Source organism: Arthrobacter gallicola (genome assembly GCF_014836775.1).
Taxonomy (GTDB): Bacteria; Actinomycetota; Actinomycetes; order Actinomycetales; family Micrococcaceae; genus Arthrobacter_B; species Arthrobacter_B gallicola.
In genome coordinates, this window is sequence record NZ_JACSQD010000002.1 from 241,558 (window position 1) to 261,097 (window position 19,540).

Sequence of the window (19,540 nt, forward strand, 5' to 3'; positions counted from 1 at the left end):
CGTGAAATTCCAGGTACTGGACATCATTCCGCATCTGAAGAATCCGGTGACCGGCAGGATTGTCTCCGCCGCAGACCGGCTGGACCAGGTCATCCGCACGGCGCAGCGGGCCGAGGAGCTCGGCTTTGACTCCTTCTCCGTTGGGGAGCGGCACGCCGGGGAGTTTATTTCCTCCTCGCCCACCACGGTGCTGGCGGCAATCGCTGCCGTGACCAGCCGGATCCGCCTGCAGAGCGGGGTTACGGTGCTCTCGGTACTGGATCCGGTGCGCGTTGCCGAGGACTATGCGACCATCGACCAGCTCAGCCGGGGACGGCTGGAACTGGTGATTGGCAAGGGCAACGAGGTGCTGCAGTACCCGCTGTTTGGCCTTGACCTGGCGGACCAGTGGGACCTGCTCGAGGAGAAATACGCCCTGCTGCGGCGGCTCTGGCGCGAAGCGGACGTGACCTGGCACGGCCGGTTCAGGCCGCCGCTGCCGGAACCGGTAACGACGACGCCGCGGCCGTTCGCCGGGCCCCCGCGGGTATGGCACGGCTCGGCAACATCGCTGCGGTCAGCCGAGCTCGCGGCTTACTGGGGCGATCCGCTGTTCACCGCCAACGCCATCCAGCCGCGGGAAAACTACAAGCGCCTGATCGATCACTACACCGAACACTATCTGGCCGCCGGGCACGACCCGGCCAGGCGCTACATCGCCTCCGGCAGCGGAGCCGGCGGCGTCTTCCTGGCGGACAGCACCGCCGAGGCGAAGCGCGCGTTCGGACCGGTTTATGAAGCCCTGACCGCCGGCCGGAACGTACCGGGGAACAACTCTCCGTTCCGCAATATCGACCACGCTGTGGCCGAAGGCCCGGCACTGGTGGGCAGCCCGGAGGATGTTGCAGCCAAGATCCTTGACTACCACGCCGAGTACGGGCACTCACTGCAGTCCGTTTCGCTGCCCACCACACTCCCCTTCGGGCAGCAGCTGGAGATTCTGGAGCGGTTCGCCGCTGAGGTTATTCCGGTGGTCCGCGCGGCGGCACCCACCACCCTGTGGGAGGAGGCGGACCCCTGGGCGGGGCGCCCGGCGGGGGTGGCCGCCGTCGAGCATGCCGGGAATCCGGCGGAAGGAGCAGCATAATGAGCCAACACCAAGCCGGCCGGGGAATCCTGGCCCTGGAGGTCGACGGCGAGGGGACTCACCCTGCCGCATGGCGGGTTTCCGGCCGGGCACCCGGCGGGGTACTGGCGGCCGCCCGCACGCTGGAGGCGGTCCAGGCCGCCGAATCCGCGGGGTTTCACGCCGTCACCTTCGAGGACAGCCGGCTCCTCCGGGAGCAGGGACCGGCCCGGCTCGACGCCGTGCAGCGGGCTGCCTTCGCGGCACCGCGGACCCGTTCCGTTGCCTTGGTTCCGGTGCTCGACGCCGTGTACACCGAACCGTTTCATGTAGCCACGCAGCTTGCCAGCCTGGACCATATTTCCGCCGGACGGGCCGGCTGGATCGTCTCCGCAGCCGGAACAGCTGAAGAAGGTGCCGCGGTGGGACGGGCACCGCTCACCGGGGATGCGCTGGCGCAGGAGGCGGCGGACGCGGTGGAAACCAGCCGCCTGCTGTGGGATTCCTGGGAAGACGGCGCGGTCATCCGGGACGTTGCCGCCGGACGCTACCTGGACGCCGGGAAACTGCACTATGCCAACTTCCGCGGCCGGACCTTCTCGGTCAAGGGACCGGCCATCATCCCCCGGCCGCCGCAGGGACAGCTTCCGGTGTTCGCCCCGGCCGGGCTGCTGGCCCCGGGCACCGGTCAGGGCGCGGACGCAGCGCTGGTGTCTGCTGCGGCCCCCGAGCTCCTGCTCAACAGCGTTGCCGCACACGCAGCTGCGGGGAGCGTCATCGCCGAGCTGGAGGTCGTGCTCGATTCCCGCGGCCGGAGCGCCGCGGACCGGCTCGCCGAACTGGACGGCTGGGAACCGGGCTCAGACGCCGTTCCGCAGCGGGCCCGGCTGGCCGGTTCCGCCGCGGAGCTGGCCGACTATCTGGCCCAGCTGCTCGGCACAGCCGCCGGGGTGCGGCTGTTCCCGGCGGTGCTGGACACGGATCTGGAGGAGCTGGGCCAGCTGGTGCTGCCCCGGCTGCGGGCCTGGGGACTCCTGGCGCAAACAGCACCAGAGCGCACCTTCCGGGATCTGCTGGGCCTGCCCCGGCCCGCCAACCGGTTCGCGGCCGCCGGCCGCGGGCACGCCTGAGACCAAAGGAGCATCAGCATGACAAACACCACTCCTCCGGCATCCGGCCCGGCCGGCACCGGGCAGCTGCAGTTCGGCATTTTCTTCCAGGGCGTGAACTCCGGAACCATCTGGAAGCTGCCCGAATCCGGATCCCAGACCGACTTCCAGTCCTTCCGCCGCCTGGCGCAGACCGCCGAGCGGGGCCTCTTCGCCGCCTTTTTCCTCGGTGAGGGGCTGCGGCTGCGCGAGCACCTGGGCCGTCCGCACGAACTTGACGTGGCCGGACGCCCGGACGCGCAGACCATGCTGGCCGCTTTAGCCTCGGTCACCAGCCGCATTGGACTGGTGGCCACGCAGAACACCACGTACAACGACCCCGCGGATCTGGCGCACCGGCTGTCCTCCCTGGATCTGCTCTCCGGCGGTCGCGCCGCGTGGAACGTTGTGACTACGGACAACGCCTGGACCGGGGAGAACTTCCGCCGCGGTGGCTATCTGGACCACGCGGACCGCTACGTCCATGCCGAGGCTTTTGTGCAGACGGCCAGGGCCATCTGGGACGCCTGGGAACCCGGCGCCGTCGCCCCGGGGCCGGGAGCCGAACGGTGGCTGGCGGACGGGGCGGTGCGCCGCGTACACCGCGAAGGGCAGCACTATTCGGTGAACTACGCTCCCCGGCTGCCGCGCAGCCCGCAGCATCACCCGGTGCTGTTCCAGGCCGGCGACTCCCCTGCCGGACGGGATTTCGCTGCGCGGCAGGCGGACGTGATCTTCTCCGCGCATCCGCAGTTCGACGCAGCCGTGGCGTTCCGCGCCGATATTACCGAGCGCACCCTCCGCGCGGGCCGGCCCGCGGACGCGGTGAAGATCATGCCCGCCAGCGAATTCATCCTGGCCCCCACGGACGCGGAGGCAGCGGAAAAGAAGGCGTGGGTCCGCGAACTCCAGATCGGCCCGCAGCAGGCTCTCGCCTATCTGGAACAGTTTTGGGGCCGGCGGCTGGACGGTTGGGATCCGGACGGTCCGCTGCCTGACATCGCTCCCGCGGTCGAGGAAACCTCGGAAACCCGCGGCAGCGGATTCCACGGGGCCAAGGCGGCGCAGCTTACCGCGCAGTGGCGGCAGGAGGCGGCCGAGAAGGGGCAGAGCATCCTGGCCTTCGTCCGGGCCAAGGCCGGGCGGGCGGACGCCTCCTTCGTTGGCTCCTACTCCGAGGTCGCCGACAGGCTCGCCGGATACGCCCGTGCCGGCGCGGTGGATGGGTTCAATATTTCCCCTTGGCTTATCCCCTCCGGCCTGGACGACGTCGTCAACCACCTGGTCCCCGAACTTCAGGAGCGGGGCGTCTATCCCACGCAGTACCGGGGCACTACGCTGCGCGAAAACCTGGGCCTCGCGGTCCCGGAGCGCACGGCAGCCGGGGAACCTGCCGTCCGCTGACCCGCTCCACCGCCATTCAACCCATCACACACTGGAAGGCCCCACCATGCACACCAGTTCCATTCCGCCCTCCCGCCGCCCGCGGCGCACCGCACTGTTGGGCGCAGCCCTGCTCGGCCCGGCACTGCTGGGCCTGGCCGGCTGTGCCGACCCCGGCACGGCGGCGGCCGGGCAGGCAGACGGCGCCTCGCCGTCCGCGGCTGCTGCGTCCGGATTCAACCTCACACCGGAACAGAACAGGTTCACTTCCGATGTCTCCGGCGAAGCGCAGGCCCTGCTGCCCGACGAAATCAGCGCTGACGGCAAGCTCACCGTGGCGGTGAACCCGTTCGCTGCTCCGCTGGCGGTGTACGCCTCCGACAACACGACTCCGATCGGCAACGAGGTGGACATCGCCTATGCCCTCGCCGATTCACTCGGCCTGGAGGCGGACGTGGTGCCGGTGGCCTGGGCCGACTGGCCGCTGGGCGTGGAATCCGGCAAGTACGAGGCGGTGATCAGCAACGTCACCGTCACCGAGGAGCGCAAACAGAAATTCGACTTTGCCAGCTACCGCAATGACCTGCTCGGCTTCTACGCCAAGGCTGATTCCGCGGTCAGCGAGATCACGGAGGCCGGCGACGTCGCCGGGCTGCGGGTCATTGTCGGCTCCGGGACCAACCAGGAGAAAATCCTGCTGGAATGGGACGCGCAGAACCAAGAGAACGGGCTGCAGCCGGTTGAGTTCCAGTACTACGACGACGATTCGGCGTCTTCACTGGCCTTGCAGTCCGGACGGGCGGATGTGACCTTCGGCCCCAACGCCACCGGCGCGTATAAGGCAAAGACCGACGGCGAGACCAAGCTGGTGGGCACGGTGGAAGGTGGCTGGCCGGCGAAGGCCAACATTGCGGTGACCACGCGGAAGGGCAACGGCTTCGCCGTGGCGGCCCAGGCCGGGCTGAACCATCTGATCGATAACGGCACGTATGCCAGGATCCTGGACCGCTGGGGACTGGCTGCCGAAGCGATTGAGGAGTCTGAACTGAACCCGCCCGGGCTGGGGTCCTAAGCGGGGTTCAGGACGGCTTGCGGACCGGTGCGGGATCCGGTTCCGCGGCGCTGCCGGCGGACCTCCGCTGCGGCGTCCTGAACCTGACCTTGTCCGCCGCACGGTCCTTCACGGCAGGAAGGACAGCGAGGAACCCCGCAAGGCCGGCGGCGGTGAACGCCGCCGCCGGCTCGACCGGGTTGAGCAGGAACCCCAGGACCACCGCACTGACCGACTGGCCAACGGCAAGCGCGACAAACGCTGCCACGGTAGCGGTGGAGGCACGCTCCGGCATCAGGCGTACGGCCCAGAGAATCAGGACACCGCTCATGGCCGTGTAGGCCGCACCAAACACCGCTGCGGCGGCGTAGGCGGCCGGCAGTACGCCGGGAAACAGGCCCAGCGCGATGGTTGCGGCGGCCATCGACGCGGAGGTCAGCGCCCACGCCGCCGCGAGGCTCAGTGCCTGCACAATCCTTCCGGCGAACGCGCCCAGCACCCCGAAGGCTCCCAACACCATCCAGGCACCGATGGAGTATGCGTCCCCTCCGTAATCCGGCGCCGCAGCCGTCACCGTGCGGCCAAAGGTCCAGACGGCGGCACTGGACGCTCCGGCGAGCGCTGCAGCCGTCAGCGGCCAGGCCAGGGTCCGGGCCAGGGAAATGCTGTTCCCGCCGCGAGCTTCCGCAGGCGGGCCACCATCCGCACCGGCCCGGCCGGAAGAAGCAGTGGGTCGGGCAGAATCCGCACGGGTAGAATCCGCACGGGCAGAATCCGCACGGAGCACGGCGGCTGCGGTGAGGGCGGCCAGCACAGCGATCACGGCCCAGCCCGCGCGCCACTGGGCCGCGGTGAGCAGCATCAGGATCCCCGCGCCAACAATTCCCGCGCCGGTTCCGGCGTTGACGATTGTCTGCGCGCGTTCCTGGCGCCCCGGGCTGATGTTGCGGCCGATCAGGGTGACCAGACCCGGCGAGGCAAAACCGGCGCCGGCTCCGGCGAGGACCAGTCCCGCCGCCAGGACACCCGGGCCGGGCGCCGCCGCCACTGCTGCTGAGCCCAGCGCCGCCGTCGCGCCAGCCAAGCCAATCACCAGGCGGGGACGCGCGCCCAGGCCGGCGGCCAGCACCGCAGCAACACAATAGGATGCGAAGCTGCCCGCCTGGATAGTCCCTGAAACGGCCGAACCCAGGTCGAAGGTTTCGGTGAACCGTGGGAGGAACAGCCCGTAGCCGAACCGGGCCAAACCGTAGACGGCTGCGATCAGGGCCATCCCGCTGATAACCAGGTTTCGCAAGACCTGACCTCCCAAACATCGAAAACAGAACGCTCGTTACAGTACAGGAGAACTACCGTTCTGAAACAGGGGTGGCTAGGGTTGGAGGATGACAACCGTCCAGCGACCACCGGCGCGCACCCGGCTGCTCCAGGCAGCCGACCGGGTGCTGTTCACCAACGGCATCCGGGCCACGCCCGTCGATGACCTGCTGCGGCAGGCAGAAGTCTCCACCGCCACCCTGTACGCACAGTTCGGCAGCAAGGACGGCCTGCTCGCCGAGGCGCTGCGGCTGCGGCTCGCCGACTGGCGGTCCATCTGGGACGAATGCATCATCTCCGCAGGTGACGATCAGGCGCGGCTGCTCGCCGTTTTTGATGCCCTCGAGGCCTACCGCGGGCAACGGCTCCCCCCTGCGCGCTGGTGCGCCTTCCTGGCCACGGCCACGGAACTGCCCAATGCCCAGGGCGAGATCGGCGACGTCGTAGCCGCGGATACCGCGCTGCTCAACGACCGTCTCCGGCATTTGGCCAGCCCGCTGGCCGGCGCGCGGGCGGCAGAGCTGGCTGACGACGTCGTCCTGGCTTACAACGGAACGCTCGCGGCGTTCCTGCGCGGACACCCGGCAGACCCCATCGAGGCAGGGCGCCGTTTGGCCCGTGCAGCGGTAGGGGCATACCGAACGGCTTAGCTTCACGGCCCCGGGGGTGGACAATGAGGTGCCGGGATCCTGAACCGCATCCGGGAGGTGTCCCATGCAGATCCCCAGCCGAATCGCCGTCGTTGTGGGCAGCACGCGGCCTGCCCGGATCTGCCCCGTGGTGGCCGCCTGGGCGCAGGCCGAACTGCAGGCAGGCAGCCCGCTTCACTACGAGCTGCTGGACCTGGCGGAGGTGGACCTGCCGCTGCTCGATGAACCACTCAAAGCCGCACTGCAGGACTACCGGCACGAGCACACCCGCGCCTGGAGCCGGCTGGTCCTGTCCTTCGACGGATTCCTCTTTGTGTTCCCGCAGTACAACTGGGGTTACCCGGCCGTGCTGAAGAACGCCCTGGACTACTTATATGTGGAGTGGCGGGACAAGCCGGCGAGCGTCTTCACCTACGGGACCCGCGGCGGACACAAGGGCGCCCAGCAGCTGCTCACTGTCCTGAACGGCCTGCACATGGCCGTGCTTGAAAACCATGTGGAGGCCGTGATCACCGACGACGACGTGGACCCGGACTGGCAGCTGACCGATCCGGCAGCCACCCTGCGCCCTGCGCTGCCGCAGCTGCGCAGGGTCGATGAGGATTTCCTGGGGATCCTGACCGACCGGCAGTGAGAACTGTCCATGGAAGGAGCCGCCCAGTGACCTGCCGCCTACAATCTCCAGGGGCGGCCAAACAGGGCGGAAACGCCCGGGGAGAACAGGACCGATTCCGGTGCGCCATTCACCGGGAACCCAGCTGAAGCCAGCAGCTGAGTGTCCCATTCCTGGAGCTCAGCCTTGTACAACGGCCACCGCCGATGCGTGTTCGGCACAAAAAACGTCCGCCCGAACAGACTCGCGTGTGCCCCAAAGCGGGCAGTGACTTCCAAAGACAGGTCGTCGGTTGCCTCCGCCCCGTAATCCGGATGCACGCTGAACCTGGAATCCAGCGTGCTCCCCCAGCGCCTCACCTGATAGCCATAGCTGCCTGTGGCCCCGGACGCACGCGTTGGCACGCACCTGGACCAGATATACGGAACCCTCAGTGCCCGCGCTCCCAGGACGGTGGGCAGGCGGGCTGCATCAAGGGAGACGAATAAAACCCCGCGGGTCCCGTCCCTGCCCCGCGTGTAAAGCCGGACGTTGATTTCCGTGAAGGAACCAAGCCAGGGCAGCGGAATCCTGCCGGCCAGCCGGGTTCGGTGAAGCCGGAATCCGATCAATCCAACCCACGTGGAACCGAAAAAGACGTCCGGCTCCACACCGTCCGGCAAATAAGGCTCAGCCCAGGCCGGCGGTATTGGCCAATGCAGGAAAACGGCATCAGACCATCGCTGGGACACCAGCGTCGGACCAGGCAGCACCTCGGGCCCTTCCGGCCAGGGGTCCCCCGAAGGACGAAATCCGGCTTGATGCCGCACAACTACGCCGGCCCCTTGTTCCACGAAACCAGGGGGATTCCGCTGCGCGGGAAGGCGGCGAGCTGGGCCAGGCGGTTGGGGTCGCCCCTGTCCGAACGGGACCGCTGGGGCGTGGCGGCGGACAATTTGATGGGCATCGGTCTCCTTGGGGTGGGGGACGCAGACCGTCCAGCAACGGCCGGAAATCATCAGTTTACTGACCGCGCCACCCGGGAAGCCATGGCCAGGGACGCGGCGGCGGAAATCATGGCCGTTGCAGCACCCGGGGCCAGTATCGGCATCTCCTGGTCCCGCACCCTGGACCTGGCTGCCGGCCATGTCACCCACCTGCCCGCCTGCGGCATAGTCCGGCTAGGCGAACACCACCAGGGCGTAGACGACGAACACCGCCAGGTGCGCGGCCCCGTGCATGGCCGTGGTCCTCTTCGCCGCGAAGGTGGTGATGGACAGCAGCAGGCTCACGCCCAGCAGCAGCAGGTTGGCGGGTGATTCGCCCAGCACAACGGTCTGGCCGGTCAGGGCGCCGATGATCAGGACCGCCGGAATCGTCAGGCCGACCGTTGAGACGAGGGCCCCGTGGCACAGGTTGCTGACCCGCTGGACCTCGCCTTTCAGCGCGGCCCGGATGGACGTGATCGATTCGGGCAGGAACACAATCATCGCGATCAGGATTCCGGCCAGCGCTGCCGGCGCGCCAACCCGTCCCAACCCATCGTCCAGCAGTGCGGCCATGTCGTGCGAAAGCAGCACGATGGGCAGGACAGTCACCAGGAGCACGGCAACGCGCAGCACCAGCTCGGTCCGGTGTCCGGCGATGATCTGGCCCACTCCCGGGCGGGTGCTGCCGTCCGGGGATGTCCTCTCGCCGGCCGCCCCGCCCTGCTCCGGCGCGGTGCTGACTTCCCGGAAGTCGTCTGCCTGCCGGCCCATTTGCCGGACCAGGAAGAAAACGTAGAGGGCCAGGGTCAGGATGATGATCGGAACCGCCTGCCCGGGGGTGTAGGACCCGCCGATGCCGATGAGCGCCGGCAGGGCCAGGGCCAGCGAGGACAGAACGACCAGCAGGGAAAGGTAGGCCGAGGTGCCGGTGCGGTTGTGCCGCATACCGCCATGCCTGAGCCCTCCCACAAGCAGGGACAGTCCGATGACGGCGTTGAGGATGATCATGGACACGGCCATCACCGAGTCGCGGGCAATGGTGGCGTGCTCGCCCGGCCCCAGCATCACGGCCGCGATCAGGATGACCTCGATCATCACGATCGACAGCGTCAGGATCAGCGAACCGTAGGGGTCGCCGAGGCGGCGGGCCAGGTGCTCGGCCTCGTGGACGACGCCGAAGGCGCAGACCAGGATGACGCCGACAATGATGATGAGGGCGATGATGAGCACCGGGACCGCAACCGGCGGTTCGAGTATGGGTCCGGCGATCATCAGGCCAAGGAACGTGCCCCAGCCAAGCACAATGCGCAGGATGGCGGCGGGGGTGATGATGGAGCGGGGATGAGCGTGGCTCACAGCAGCGTCCTGTTCAACGGGGTCGTCCCCGTATCAAAGGAAATGAGCGGGTCGTCCCGCCCATCAAGTTCGCGGCTGCTGTCCAGTGGTACCGGTACCCGGTGTGGCGGCCGGACAGCGTGTGGCTGCTCCCAATTATAGCCAACGTCCGGCTGCCAGCTCGGGGCTCCCGCCGCAAGGGCCTTGACCCGGGCGGCTGCGCCGTTAGATTTGGGGCCATACACCCGCCGTCCACCTGCATGGGAGCAGCCATGGAACGCATGATTTTCCCCAACCTGCCGGTCAATGATCTGGCCGCGTCCACGAACTTCTACCTGGGACTCGGTTTCGAGAAGAACGACCTGTTCAGTGACGAGCAGGCCACCGCCGTCGTCATCTCGGATGCGATCGTAGTGATGCTCCTGGAAAAGAGCTTCTTCCAGAGCTTTTTGGCCGACGGCGATGCGGTGCATACGGATGCGTCCAGCAAGGCGGTCATTAACGGCATCAGCTGCGCCAGCCGCGCTGAGGTCGATGCCCTGCTGGCGAAGGTCGAGCCCGCGGGCGGGGCCATCTACTCTCCGGCCCGGGAAATGATGCCCGGTATGTATTCGGGCTCCTGCACCGATCCGGACGGGCATATCTGGGAATTTATGTGGATGGACCCGGCCAGCGCGCAGTAAGCGCGCCGGCCGGACCCGGAAAACAGCCGCGGCGGCGGCCCGCACGCCCAGCCGGGAGGTGACTTCAGTCATCTAGAATCAGCTGAACAACACCTAGTCGATCAGGCGGAGAAGGCGGGCTGAACCATTACCGGACCAGGCACGTCACACGAAGAGCTGCTGGCCAGGATCGGCCGGGACTACTACCTCAGCAACCACTCCAAGGTGGAAATCGCCCGGAACTACGGCCTCTCACGCTTCCAGGTGGCCCGTTATCTGGACGAAGCCCGCGCCCTGGGCATCGTGAACATCGATGTCCGCTTCCCGGAGGCTGCCACAGACCTGGACCCGGCCAGCCTGGCCGCGGCACTGGGCGTCGACCGGGTGCGGATCACCCCTACCGGCCCGGACGACCGCGCCACCCGGGAAGCCATGGCCAGGGACACGGCGGCGGAAATCATGGCCGTTGCAGCACCCGGGGCCAGTATCGGCATCTCCTGGTCCCGCACCCTGGACCTGGCTGCCGGCCATGTCACCCACCTGCCCGCCTGCGACATAGTCCAGCTGGCCGGAGCGCTGCCCGTCCCCGGCAGCGGCAATTCACTGGAGCTGATCCAGAGCCTGGGCCGGCACGACGGCGTCCGGACCTGGCCGCTGTGGGCGCCGCTGGTGGTGGAAGACGCCCACACCGCAGACAGCCTGCGCCGCCAGCCGGAAATTGCCGACACACTCAGCAAGGCCGGCGCGCTGGATTCCGCCGTCGTGGCTGTCGGGGCGTGGGCACCCGGGCTCTCCACCGTCTGGAACCGGGTGGATAACCGGCTGAGGCTGGAGGCGGCCAACGCCGGGGCCGTCGCCGAATGCTCCGGCCGCCTGCTGGATGCTGAGGGCAATCCAGTGAGTTCCGAACTCGATGACCGGGTTCTGGCGGTGACCGTGGCCCAGTTGAAGAACACCCCCAAGGTGGTGGCGGTGGCCCAGGGCGCGGCGCGCGCCGATGCCCTGCATGCGGTGCTGGCCGCCGGATTCGCCACCACCCTGCTGATCGACAGTGAACTCGCCGTTGCCCTTTCGGGGCGCCCCCTCCCCGCTTAGGCCCCAGTGCAGCCACCGGGCAGCATAGTGACGGGGACCACGTGATTAGCAGCTCCGGCAAGGGTGCTGTAGAGTTCTAAGTACGACGCGGGGTGGAGCAGTTCGGTAGCTCGCTGGGCTCATAACCCAGAGGTCGCAAGTTCAAATCTTGCCCCCGCAACCATTATGAAATAGTCCTGAACCGGCATTAGCCGGTCGGGACTATTTTTTTGCCCTGGCACCGCATCGAGCCCGGTTTTGCGGGAAGTCATGAACGAAGAGTTGTGACACAGATATTAAGGCCCGGCATCCGTCATTGACTATTATCAGCGTTGAACGGATGGGATTCTTTGCTGCCCATCAATAGGGCTATACAGCGGTAAAAGAGTGCGCTTCGACCAGACAAGTGCGTCCATTCACCCCGCAGGAAGTAAGGACAGTTTTGGAAACCACTCTGAACCGCCGGCTTGGGGTGCCCGGCATCGTCTTGATGGTGATTGCCGCCGCCGCGCCGATCACCGTAGTCGCCGCGAATTTCCCCATCATTATTACGGTTTCGGGGTCAATCGCTGTTCCACTGATGGCGCTCACCGCGATGGTGATCCTGCTGCTTTTCTCGGTCGGATTCTCCTGGATGACACCCCGTGTGCCCGATGCCGGCGCCTTCTACTCCTACGTCGATAAGGGACTGGGCAGGCGGGCCGGGCTGGGCACTGCGGGGATCGCGCTGTTCGCGTATGTACTGCTGACCGTCTCCATGACCTGTTACCTCGGCGTGCAGGCAGGCAACCTGATCCACCTGTGGACCGGGGCGGCAGTGCCCTGGTGGTTAATCTCTGCCGTAATGCTGGTCATTGTTGGACTCCTTGGCTTCCGCGACATCAATCTTTCCGCGAAGGTCCTCGGCATTGTCCTGGTGCTGGAAGTCGTGGCCGTACTGGCCATTGATCTTGGCGTGCTTTTTTCCGGACGGGAACTGACTTCCACCCCCTTTAGCCCGGCGGAAGCCCTGTCAGGGGCTCCGGGACTGGGCGTGCTTTTCGTTTTCCTGGGATTCTTCGGATTCGAGGCTACCGCGGTATTCCGCAATGAGGCACGCAATCCGGAACGCACCATTCCGCGCGCAACCTACATTGCCGTCCTGTCGATCGGAGCCCTGTACGCTCTGTCATCCTGGCTGGTCATCAGCGGACTCGGTGAGGAAACCGCAGTCACCGCTTCGAGCGAAAATCCGGACCAGGTGGTGATCGGCCTGGCAGGGCAGGTAGTGGCTCCCATCATGGCCGATTTAGTCCAGGTGCTGGTGGTAACCAGCATGTTCGCCTGCATGCTGGCGTTCCACAACATCGTGACCCGGTACCTGTTCACCCTCGGCCAGCGCGGCGTTCTGCCCGGGAGCCTGGCCCAGGTGCACCGCAGGCACCACGCCCCGTCCCGGGCATCGCTGTGGGTCAGTGCCGTAACATCGGCCGTTGTTGTAGTTTCAGCCGCCGCTCAGCTGGATCCCGTGCTGCAGATCTACACCTGGTACTCGGGGGCGGGCGCGATCGGCGTCATTGTAATGATGGCGCTGACCAGCTTCGCCGTGGTGGTTTTCGGGTCCAAGACCCGGAAGGCCGCCGGCCAGGCTCCCCCCGCCATGGTCACAACGGCAGCGGTTCTGGGCGGCATAGGCCTGCTGCTGGTGCTGGCGCTCTCGATCTGGAATTTCCCGCTTCTGGTGGGCGGTGGTCTCGCGGCGGTTATCTGGGGAGCCGCGCTGGTGATCGTCTTTGCGGCGGCCGCGTCGCTGCCCCGCCGGGCAGGGATGACCCCCGCTGCGGAGGAGCCGGCCATTCTCGAGCCGCGGCCGTAGGACGCGTTTACGCCGTCCCGGCCCCGCCTGCAGCCAGCTTTTCCACCGTGGCCCGGGCGCCGGCGTCGTGCAGCAATGCCAGCGCCTCGGTGTAGGCCTGCACAAACCGGTCGTTTGACGCCAGGTCGCCGAAAAGCTCCGGCTGGGAAATGAAGGCAAGCGGATCCTCGCGGTTCCGGGAGGCCGCTGCCATCAGCGGTCCACGCAGCCGGTCCACCACCGTGATCGGTTCGCCCTGTTCATCGGTGCCCTCGGTGTACCTGGCCCAGCTGGCGACGATCGCCGCCGAGCGGTGAATCTCCCCGCCGGCGGCGAGGTTTTCGCGGATAACAGGGAGCAGCCACTTCGGAATCCGGTCGGAGCTTTCGGCACAGAGCCGGGCCAGGGTGTCACGGACGTATTCGTTGGAGAAGCGCTCGATCAGCTTGCGCTTGTAGGCCTGCAGGTCGACGCCGGGCAGCGGCTTCAGGGTGGGAGTGGCCTCCAGATCCATGTAGTCCAGCAGGAACCGGGCGAACAGCGGGTCCTGGCACACCTCGTGCGCGTACCGGTATCCGGCCAGATACCCGAAGTAGCACTGGCCCTGGTGACTGGCGTTGAGCAGCCGCAGCTTCATAAGCTCAAAGGGTTCGACGTCGTCCACCACCTGCACCCCGGCGTCCTCGAACGGCGGACGGCCGAGCGGAAAGTCCTCCTCCAGCACCCACTGTTCAAAATCCTCGCTCACCACGGGCCAGGCGTCCTCCACACCGAAGTCCTCGGCGACCATGGCGCGGTCCTCCTCGGTGGTGACGGGGGTGATGCGGTCCACCATGGAGTTGGGAAACGCCACGTTGTCCCGCATCCATTCCCCCAGCCCGGGCGCGCGCAGGTCCGCGTAGGCGGTGAACATTCTCCGTGCCACATCGCCGTTGCCCTGAATGTTGTCGCAGGACATCACCGTGAACGGCGGCAAGCCGCGCTCCCGCCGGCGGACCAGCGCCTCGGTGACCAGCCCAAAAACCGTTGAGGGCACTGCCCCGGGTTCCAGGTCGGCCGCCACCGCGGAATTGCCGGCGTCGAATTCGCCGGTGACGTGGTGGAAGTTGTAGCCGCCCTCGGTGATGGTCAGGGAAACTATGCGGGTGCCGGGTGCGGCCATCTTTTCGATCACCGCTTCGGGATCCTCCGGCGCCAGCAGGTACTCGACGATTGAGCCGATGACCCGCCCCTCGCGGGTGCCGTCCGGGTGCTTGAGAACAAGGGTGTACAGGCAGTCCTGGCTGTCCACGACCGTCTTCATGGCGGCGTCGCCCGGTAGCACGCCCACCCCGCAGATTCCCCAGTCGAGTGCCTGGCCGGCGTTCATCAGCCGGTCGACGTACATGGCCTGGTGGGCGCGGTGGAACCCCCCAACACCGAAGTGGACTATGCCCACGCTGATCGCCGAACGGTCGTAGGCCGGGACAGACAATGTCTCCGGCAGGCCGGACAGGGCTGCTGTGCTGAGTTTGCTCATGGTCACACCTGTTGGGAGGAGCGGATACGTGCGGCTCAATTTATCATGTGAGCACACAGCATCCACTCAAACGAGCAAACGCAGCAGCGAGCTAATCCACCAGTTCTGACTGCGTTTCGATAAAGTCCCAGTCCCCGACGCCGAGAATGGGGTCGATGACCGGTCCGCCGGCTTCAGCAATCCGGTCCTGGATTTTGGACGGAATACCGTCGTGGCGGAGGTTTTCCCGAAGCCATTGCTTGGCCGTGGTGTCCAGATACGGCCACCACCGCTCGATCCTGATTGGTTGCACAGCAGCCCCCTTTCCTTCGCGGTAGGTCCACCGTGCCACCGGCCCTTCAGGGGCGCAAGGGGGGCACTGAAGACGGTCCCGGAGGGGCCTGCTTCGACCTATGGCCGAACGGAGATGCTCTCGATCGCCGCGCGCGCCTGCACCGCCAGGCTGTCCGGAATCGGCGCGCTCTTCGCGGCTTCCGCGGAGGCCTGCTGGCCTTCCTCACTCACCACATACTGGCCGAACGTCTTCACGAGCTCAGCGGTGTTCGCGTCCTCATAGCTGGTGCAGAAGATCTGGTAGGAAATCAGCACCAGGGGGTAGGCGCCGGGTGCGGTGGTGGTGCGGTCCAGGTGCAGGGCTATGTCGTGTTCGCCGCGGCCCTGGACCCGGCTGGCCTGCTCGACGGCGATCGAGGCTGCCTCGGCGCTGATGGGCACGTACTCTTCGCCCACTTTTAGGTTGACGGTTCCGAGGGAATCGTCAACCACGGAGTCATCGGAGTAGGCGACGGCGCCTTCCGTGCGGGTCACGGTGCTGATCACACCGGCGCTGCCCTGGGCGTTTTCGCCGCCCAGCCCGCCGGGCCAGGACCCGGAGGGAGCGGTCGGCCATTCCTCCGGAGCGGCCTCGTGCAGGTATTCGGTGAAGTTCTCCGTGGTGCCGGAATCGTCCGCGCGGCTGACGGCGGTGATCCGCGTCTGCGGCAGCTCCACACCGGGGTTCTGCGCGGCAATCACGGGATCATTCCAGAATTCGATCTCGCCGCGGAACAGCTTGGCAATGGTGCCGGCGTCCATGTTCAGCGAGTCGATGCCCGGCAGGTTAAAGGCCACCGCGATGGGGGAAATGTACGCAGGAATATCCATGGCGCCGTCGGGTCCGCAGGTCTCACGGGCCTCGCCGAGTTCCTCTTCCTGCAGGTAGGCGTCGGAGCCGGCGAAGTTCACGGCACCGGCCAGCAGGGCGTTACGGCCGGCTCCCGAACCGTCCGGGGAGTACTGAACCTGCACCTTGGGGTGCAGCACCCGGAAGCCGCCGATCCAGGCATCCATGGCCGGACCCTGGGCTGTCGAGCCGGAGCCGGAGATGATTCCGGCAAGGGTGGAGGTGCTGTTTTCCGCAGCTTTGCGCTGTTCCTCGCCCAGGGGGTAATCGGAGCCGCAGGCTGAGAGCGCAAGCACTGCGGCGGCTGCGGCTGCCAGGGTACGAAGCGGACGGGAAGTGCGCACGTTGGTGGGCTCCTTTGGGGGAAATGGCATCGGGCGACCGGGCGGCAGTGCATTATGCACTGCGCTTCCCCTTCGCAACTTCAAGGCTAGCCGCCGATTAGTCTTCACCGCCAACTGGGAGCATCTCCCGCTCTTGGCTCGGCGGCTCCAGAGTGGAAGGATGAACGGCACCGCGGACCACAGCTGTTCATGCGGCATTGTCCGTCCGCCAGGGTTCCAGCGCCGAGGGGGTTGCAGTGCTGATTGCCGCCGCCGTATTCACGCTGGTTGCCGCCGCCGTCCACTTTTACTTCTTTGTGCTGGAATCCCTGCGCTGGACTGCTCCCGAAACCATGGACGCCTATGGAATCACGTCGCCGCAGGACGCCGAGGCCACGCAGCCGCTGGCCTACACCCAGGGTTTCTACAGTTTGTTCCTCGGCGTGGGTGCCGTTCTGGGTGTGCTGCTGCTCGGCGTGAGCAATCCGGTTGCGGGGCTGACTCTGATGAGCTTTTCCACCGCCTGCATGGCCCTTGCGTCAGTGGTGCTGCTGGCCGGGAAATGGCCCCTGGGGCGGATCGCCCTGATCCGGGGGATACCGGCGCTGCTCGCACTGCTGCTGGCACTGCTGGGTTCCTAGGCACCGGCCTGCGCGGGCAGCGGAGCGCCGTCGTACGCGTGGTCCGTCCAGAGGTGGAAGAGGGCGTAGGCCCGCCAGGGCCGCCATGGTTCAGCCAGGCCTTCCGCTTCCCGCGCCGTGGCGACGCCGAGGGCGCGCCGCAGAATCAGGTCGCCGGGAACAAACGCATCCCGGTCCCCTCCGGCACGGACCGCCAGGTAGTCGGCGGTCCAGGGTCCGATGCCCGGCAGCGCCAGCAGCGCGGCCCGCTGACCGCCGTTCCCCACGTCAAGACCGCCGGCGACAGCGACGGAGAGTGTGTGGATGGTCCGGGACCGCGCCCCGGTGATCCGCAGGGCGGTCTGCAGCTCCCCGGCGGGAACCTCCGCCAAGGCTGATGCCGAGGGAAACAGCCGGAAGCCCCCGGGACCAGGGGTGCCGTACTCGGAAACCAACCGGGCGCCGAAGGTCCTGGCAGCGGCGAGGGAGACCTGCTGGCCCAGCACGGTCAGCACGGCGGTTTCGAACGGGTTCACGGCTCCGGGAATCCGCAGGCCGGGGTGCCTGGCTACCAGCGGGGCCAGGCGCGGAAAGCCCGCCAGGAAGCCGTCCACGGCGGGGGTGTCTGCGTCCAGGTCCAGCCAGCGCCGGACCAGCGCGAGGCGCGCGGCATCACCGGCCGGGGTGCCGCCGTCGAACCGCACGGTCAGTCCGTCCGCGGAACTGAACTCCACGCGTGCCAGCACCGGACCGTCCGGGGACGGCAGCAGCCGGGTCAGGGCGGCACCTGCCGCGGTGCCTTCCACGGATTCAAGTCCCGGAACTGCGTGTGCGGCCAAGCTGCGGACCAGGGGTTGCCAGGGGAACGGCCCGCCGGCTTCCAGCAGGTGGGTCCGGCCGGCCGTCTGAACTGCCTGCGTCGCCGGGATTCCGGGGACGCAGACTTCGGGGTTGCTCATTGAAGTCCGGTCATGCGGAGGGTGATGTTGATCCGCCCGCGGGGCAGACCGGTTTCCGGGTCCGCTGTGCCGGGCAACGTCTTGGGCACGCCGTGATAGGCGAAGCGTGACGGGCCGCCGAACACGAACAGGTCCCCGGAGACCAGCTCCAGATCGGTGTAGGGCTTGGTGCGGGTCTGTGTATTCCCGAAACGGAATATACAGCTGTCACCGATGCTGAGGGAGACCACCGGGGCACTGGACTTCTCATCCTTGTCCTGATGCATGCCCATGTGGGCACCGTCGGCGTAGTAGTTGATCAGGGCCGTGTCCGGGGTGTAGTCCTCCAGGTCAAAGATCTCCGGAGCGTAGCCAGCCTGCCCCTCGGCGAAGTAGGCGGTGCGGAGGGCGTCGCGTCCCAGGTGGATGAGCCAGTCCGGAACCTCGGCCACCCGGCCGCCGCCGGCGTCGTCCGCTGTGCGGGTGTATTTGTACGGCTGCCAGTGCCAGCCCAGGCAGACCGTCTGGACCGACATTTTGTGTCCGCCGGGGAGGACGGCGGAGCGCATCGGCACCGGGCCGATCGCCCAGGCCCGGCAGGCCTCCACGATGCTGCGCTGCTGGGCGGTATCCAGCCAGCCAGGAACATGGACGGCACCGGCGGACGGAGCGGAACGTTCCCGCGGGAAAAGCTGCCCGGTCATGCGGCGGCTTCCATCTGCAGCAGGGTGCGCTTGGCGTCGCTGCCGCCGAGGTAATTGCCGATTTTGCCGTCCGAGCGCACCACCCGGTGGCAGGGAACCACCACGGGCAGTGGATTCCGGGCGCAGGCCGTACCGGCGGCGCGGACCGCGCCGGGGTTCCCGGCCAGGGCGGCGAGGGCCGCGTAGCTGGCGGTGGCGCCGTAGCCGATGTCGGAGAGGTGCTCGACGACGGTGCGGCGGAAGCCGGTGGCCAGGCGGAAATCCAGCGGCAGGTCGAACCGCTGCCGGGTGCCCGCGAAATACTCTTTCAGTTGGCGGACCGGCGCGGCCAGGCGCTCTGGAGCGGCAAGGATGCGTGGACTGATCCGCGCGGCGAGCTGTTCCAGGACGGCGTCGTGGCCTTCGATGCCGAACCCCACCCGGACCAGTCCGGCAGGGGTGGCGGCGAGCAGCAGGTCCCCAACGGGTGAGTCGATGACGGTGTAGGCGACGTCGAGCAGGTCTCGCTGTTCGGCCCCGGCCGCGAGCCGGGCCTGCAGCCGGGCCAGGGCTTGCTCTTCTCCGGCGGCCAGGGCAGAGCTCAGTCCGGCGTCCGGCACGGTATCCACAGGCAGGCTCATCGGAGGTCCTCTCCATCCATGGTTCTCAGTTTCTTCATACCGTCCGCGGCGGAGCGGCGGACGGCTGCCTCGGTACTGCCCAGCAGCACAGCCACCTCGGCGAAAGGCAGTCCGGCAAGGTGGTGGTAGGCCAGCGCCTCCCGCTGGCGCTGCGGCAGGGTCCGCAGGGCGGCCCACAGTCCGTCATGGTCGCCGGGACCGGGTGTCTCTGTGCTCCTGCCGCCGTCGCTCCCAGGCTCGGGGAGTTCAGGCACCAGCACCGGGCGGCGGGCGGCGGAACGGTGGACATCGATGGCCTTTCGCTTGGCAATCGTGACCAGCCAGGCCTGGACGTTGGCTCCAGCCTGCAGTTCCGGGTAGGCGCGCAGGGCAGCGAGGAACGTCTCGGACCAGGCGTCCTCGGCGTCGTCGGGTCCCAGGACAGCGCGGCACACGCGCAGCACCACGGCTCCGTGTTCCCTGACGATCGCTTCGAACGGTTTCACTTCCACATACTGTAGACGCGCGGCAGCAG

21 protein-coding genes and 1 tRNA gene are annotated in these 19,540 nt (G+C 67.4%); 11 read left to right on the forward strand and 11 right to left on the reverse strand.

Going from position 1 to position 19,540, the window contains the following annotated elements; translation table 11 throughout:
- Nucleotide 1: 1 nt before the first annotated feature.
- From H9639_RS05495 to H9639_RS05510, 4 genes are read left to right on the forward strand one after another with little or no spacing between them, the layout of a single operon-like run.
- Nucleotides 2–1,126 carry an LLM class flavin-dependent oxidoreductase gene (locus H9639_RS05495; protein ID WP_191807125.1) on the forward strand — a complete coding sequence of 375 codons (1,125 nt, stop codon included), beginning with the start codon at nucleotides 2–4 and terminating at the stop codon, nucleotides 1,124–1,126.
- Nucleotides 1,126–2,235, forward strand: coding sequence for an LLM class flavin-dependent oxidoreductase (locus tag H9639_RS05500; RefSeq protein WP_191807126.1), 1,110 nt, complete (start codon nucleotides 1,126–1,128; stop codon nucleotides 2,233–2,235). The genes H9639_RS05495 and H9639_RS05500 overlap by 1 nt, the downstream gene beginning before the upstream one ends.
- An 18-nt stretch (nucleotides 2,236–2,253) precedes the next feature.
- Nucleotides 2,254–3,657 (forward strand): NtaA/DmoA family FMN-dependent monooxygenase, encoded by a 1,404-nt coding sequence (locus H9639_RS05505; RefSeq protein ID WP_191807127.1) that lies wholly within the window; start codon nucleotides 2,254–2,256, stop codon nucleotides 3,655–3,657.
- Between the two features lie 46 nt (nucleotides 3,658–3,703).
- Nucleotides 3,704–4,708, forward strand: coding sequence for an ABC transporter substrate-binding protein (locus tag H9639_RS05510; RefSeq protein ID WP_191807128.1), 1,005 nt, complete (start codon nucleotides 3,704–3,706; stop codon nucleotides 4,706–4,708).
- A gap of 7 nt (nucleotides 4,709–4,715) precedes the next feature.
- On the opposite strand, the gene H9639_RS05515 is transcribed toward H9639_RS05510, so the two are convergent.
- Complete coding sequence (locus H9639_RS05515) at nucleotides 4,716–5,984, reverse strand: MFS transporter (protein WP_225219245.1); 1,269 nt, start codon at nucleotides 5,982–5,984, stop codon at nucleotides 4,716–4,718.
- An 88-nt stretch (nucleotides 5,985–6,072) separates the two neighbouring features.
- On the opposite strand from H9639_RS05515, the gene H9639_RS05520 reads away from it, so the two are divergent.
- Together H9639_RS05520 and H9639_RS05525 are read left to right on the forward strand one after the other, a co-directional pair.
- Nucleotides 6,073–6,654: a TetR/AcrR family transcriptional regulator gene (locus tag H9639_RS05520; RefSeq protein ID WP_191807129.1), complete on the forward strand. Its 582-nt coding sequence runs from the start codon at nucleotides 6,073–6,075 to the stop codon at nucleotides 6,652–6,654.
- Between the two features lie 64 nt (nucleotides 6,655–6,718).
- On the forward strand, nucleotides 6,719–7,288 hold the full coding sequence (locus H9639_RS05525; protein ID WP_191807130.1) for an NADPH-dependent FMN reductase: 570 nt from the start codon (nucleotides 6,719–6,721) through the stop codon (nucleotides 7,286–7,288).
- Between the two features lie 38 nt (nucleotides 7,289–7,326).
- Here the strand turns inward: H9639_RS05525 and H9639_RS05530 are convergent, their stop codons facing one another.
- The 3 genes from H9639_RS05530 to H9639_RS05535 all read right to left on the reverse strand — a co-directional run bounded on the left by H9639_RS05530 (nucleotide 7,327) and on the right by H9639_RS05535 (nucleotide 9,591).
- Entirely contained in the window at nucleotides 7,327–8,100 is a 774-nt protein-coding gene (locus H9639_RS05530; RefSeq protein WP_318241987.1) for a YqjF family protein, read from the reverse strand.
- Nucleotides 8,079–8,213, reverse strand: coding sequence for a hypothetical protein (locus tag H9639_RS17020; RefSeq protein WP_263598536.1), 135 nt, complete (start codon nucleotides 8,211–8,213; stop codon nucleotides 8,079–8,081). The genes H9639_RS05530 and H9639_RS17020 overlap by 22 nt, the downstream gene beginning before the upstream one ends.
- 214 nt (nucleotides 8,214–8,427) lie before the next feature.
- Nucleotides 8,428–9,591, reverse strand: coding sequence for a calcium:proton antiporter (locus tag H9639_RS05535; protein WP_318241988.1), 1,164 nt, complete (start codon nucleotides 9,589–9,591; stop codon nucleotides 8,428–8,430).
- 251 nt (nucleotides 9,592–9,842) lie between these two features.
- Between H9639_RS05535 and H9639_RS05540 the strand changes: the two genes are divergently transcribed.
- From H9639_RS05540 to H9639_RS05555, 4 genes are all read left to right on the forward strand, one after another.
- A complete protein-coding gene (locus tag H9639_RS05540) occupies nucleotides 9,843–10,253 on the forward strand; it encodes a VOC family protein (RefSeq protein WP_191807132.1) in 411 nt (136 codons plus the stop codon).
- Nucleotides 10,254–10,457: 204 nt separating this feature from the next.
- Entirely contained in the window at nucleotides 10,458–11,327 is an 870-nt protein-coding gene (locus tag H9639_RS05545) for a sugar-binding transcriptional regulator (RefSeq protein WP_318241989.1), read from the forward strand.
- Nucleotides 11,328–11,413: 86 nt separating this feature from the next.
- A tRNA-Met gene (locus H9639_RS05550) sits at nucleotides 11,414–11,490 on the forward strand.
- Between the two features lie 258 nt (nucleotides 11,491–11,748).
- The gene (locus H9639_RS05555) at nucleotides 11,749–13,161 is read left to right on the forward strand and encodes an APC family permease (protein WP_191807133.1); all 1,413 of its coding nucleotides are present in this window, start codon (nucleotides 11,749–11,751) and stop codon (nucleotides 13,159–13,161) included.
- Nucleotides 13,162–13,168: 7 nt separating this feature from the next.
- On the opposite strand, the gene H9639_RS05560 is transcribed toward H9639_RS05555, so the two are convergent.
- The 3 genes from H9639_RS05560 to pstS form a co-directional block, all read right to left on the reverse strand.
- The gene (locus tag H9639_RS05560) at nucleotides 13,169–14,659 is read right to left on the reverse strand and encodes a mannitol dehydrogenase family protein (protein ID WP_191807134.1); all 1,491 of its coding nucleotides are present in this window, start codon (nucleotides 14,657–14,659) and stop codon (nucleotides 13,169–13,171) included.
- A gap of 91 nt (nucleotides 14,660–14,750) precedes the next feature.
- Nucleotides 14,751–14,951, reverse strand: coding sequence for a hypothetical protein (locus tag H9639_RS05565; RefSeq protein WP_225216870.1), 201 nt, complete (start codon nucleotides 14,949–14,951; stop codon nucleotides 14,751–14,753).
- A gap of 98 nt (nucleotides 14,952–15,049) precedes the next feature.
- Nucleotides 15,050–16,195, reverse strand: coding sequence for a phosphate ABC transporter substrate-binding protein PstS (gene pstS / locus H9639_RS05570; protein WP_191807135.1), 1,146 nt, complete (start codon nucleotides 16,193–16,195; stop codon nucleotides 15,050–15,052).
- 206 nt (nucleotides 16,196–16,401) lie between these two features.
- On the opposite strand from pstS, the gene H9639_RS05575 reads away from it, so the two are divergent.
- Entirely contained in the window at nucleotides 16,402–16,785 is a 384-nt protein-coding gene (locus tag H9639_RS05575; protein ID WP_191807136.1) for a DUF1304 domain-containing protein, read from the forward strand.
- Here the strand turns inward: H9639_RS05575 and H9639_RS05580 are convergent.
- Genes H9639_RS05580 through H9639_RS05595 form a run of 4 tightly spaced genes read right to left on the reverse strand, consistent with a single transcriptional unit; the run spans nucleotide 16,782 to nucleotide 19,511 of the window.
- Entirely contained in the window at nucleotides 16,782–17,723 is a 942-nt protein-coding gene (locus H9639_RS05580) for a DNA-3-methyladenine glycosylase family protein (protein ID WP_191807137.1), read from the reverse strand. The two genes, H9639_RS05575 and H9639_RS05580, sit on opposite strands and share 4 nt — an antisense overlap.
- Nucleotides 17,720–18,406, reverse strand: a complete 687-nt coding sequence (locus H9639_RS05585) for an alpha-ketoglutarate-dependent dioxygenase AlkB family protein (RefSeq protein WP_191807138.1) — start codon at nucleotides 18,404–18,406, stop codon at nucleotides 17,720–17,722. Before H9639_RS05585 ends, H9639_RS05580 begins: the two co-directional genes overlap by 4 nt.
- A complete protein-coding gene (locus tag H9639_RS05590; protein ID WP_191807139.1) occupies nucleotides 18,403–19,026 on the reverse strand; it encodes a methylated-DNA--[protein]-cysteine S-methyltransferase in 624 nt (207 codons plus the stop codon). The genes H9639_RS05585 and H9639_RS05590 overlap by 4 nt, the downstream gene beginning before the upstream one ends.
- The gene (locus H9639_RS05595) at nucleotides 19,023–19,511 is read right to left on the reverse strand and encodes an RNA polymerase sigma factor (protein ID WP_318241991.1); all 489 of its coding nucleotides are present in this window, start codon (nucleotides 19,509–19,511) and stop codon (nucleotides 19,023–19,025) included. Before H9639_RS05595 ends, H9639_RS05590 begins: the two co-directional genes overlap by 4 nt.
- Nucleotides 19,512–19,540 lie beyond the last annotated feature (29 nt).

What these genes read in the sequence shown, in the direction of transcription:
- H9639_RS05580 (WP_191807137.1), bottom strand. Translation starts at nt 17,723, where the DNA reads ATGAGCAACCCCGAAGTCTGCGTCCCCGGAATCCCGGCGACGCAGGCA.
- H9639_RS05540 (WP_191807132.1), top strand. Translation starts at nt 9,843, where the DNA reads ATGGAACGCATGATTTTCCCCAACCTGCCGGTCAATGATCTGGCCGCG.
- H9639_RS05510 (WP_191807128.1), top strand. Translation starts at nt 3,704, where the DNA reads ATGCACACCAGTTCCATTCCGCCCTCCCGCCGCCCGCGGCGCACCGCA.
- H9639_RS05505 (WP_191807127.1), top strand. Translation starts at nt 2,254, where the DNA reads ATGACAAACACCACTCCTCCGGCATCCGGCCCGGCCGGCACCGGGCAG.
- H9639_RS05520 (WP_191807129.1), top strand. Translation starts at nt 6,073, where the DNA reads ATGACAACCGTCCAGCGACCACCGGCGCGCACCCGGCTGCTCCAGGCA.
- H9639_RS05585 (WP_191807138.1), bottom strand. Translation starts at nt 18,406, where the DNA reads ATGACCGGGCAGCTTTTCCCGCGGGAACGTTCCGCTCCGTCCGCCGGT.
- H9639_RS05525 (WP_191807130.1), top strand. Translation starts at nt 6,719, where the DNA reads ATGCAGATCCCCAGCCGAATCGCCGTCGTTGTGGGCAGCACGCGGCCT.
- H9639_RS05500 (WP_191807126.1), top strand. Translation starts at nt 1,126, where the DNA reads ATGAGCCAACACCAAGCCGGCCGGGGAATCCTGGCCCTGGAGGTCGAC.
- H9639_RS05560 (WP_191807134.1), bottom strand. Translation starts at nt 14,659, where the DNA reads ATGAGCAAACTCAGCACAGCAGCCCTGTCCGGCCTGCCGGAGACATTG.
- H9639_RS17020 (WP_263598536.1), bottom strand. Translation starts at nt 8,213, where the DNA reads ATGCCCATCAAATTGTCCGCCGCCACGCCCCAGCGGTCCCGTTCGGAC.
- H9639_RS05590 (WP_191807139.1), bottom strand. Translation starts at nt 19,026, where the DNA reads ATGAGCCTGCCTGTGGATACCGTGCCGGACGCCGGACTGAGCTCTGCC.
- pstS (WP_191807135.1), bottom strand. Translation starts at nt 16,195, where the DNA reads ATGCCATTTCCCCCAAAGGAGCCCACCAACGTGCGCACTTCCCGTCCG.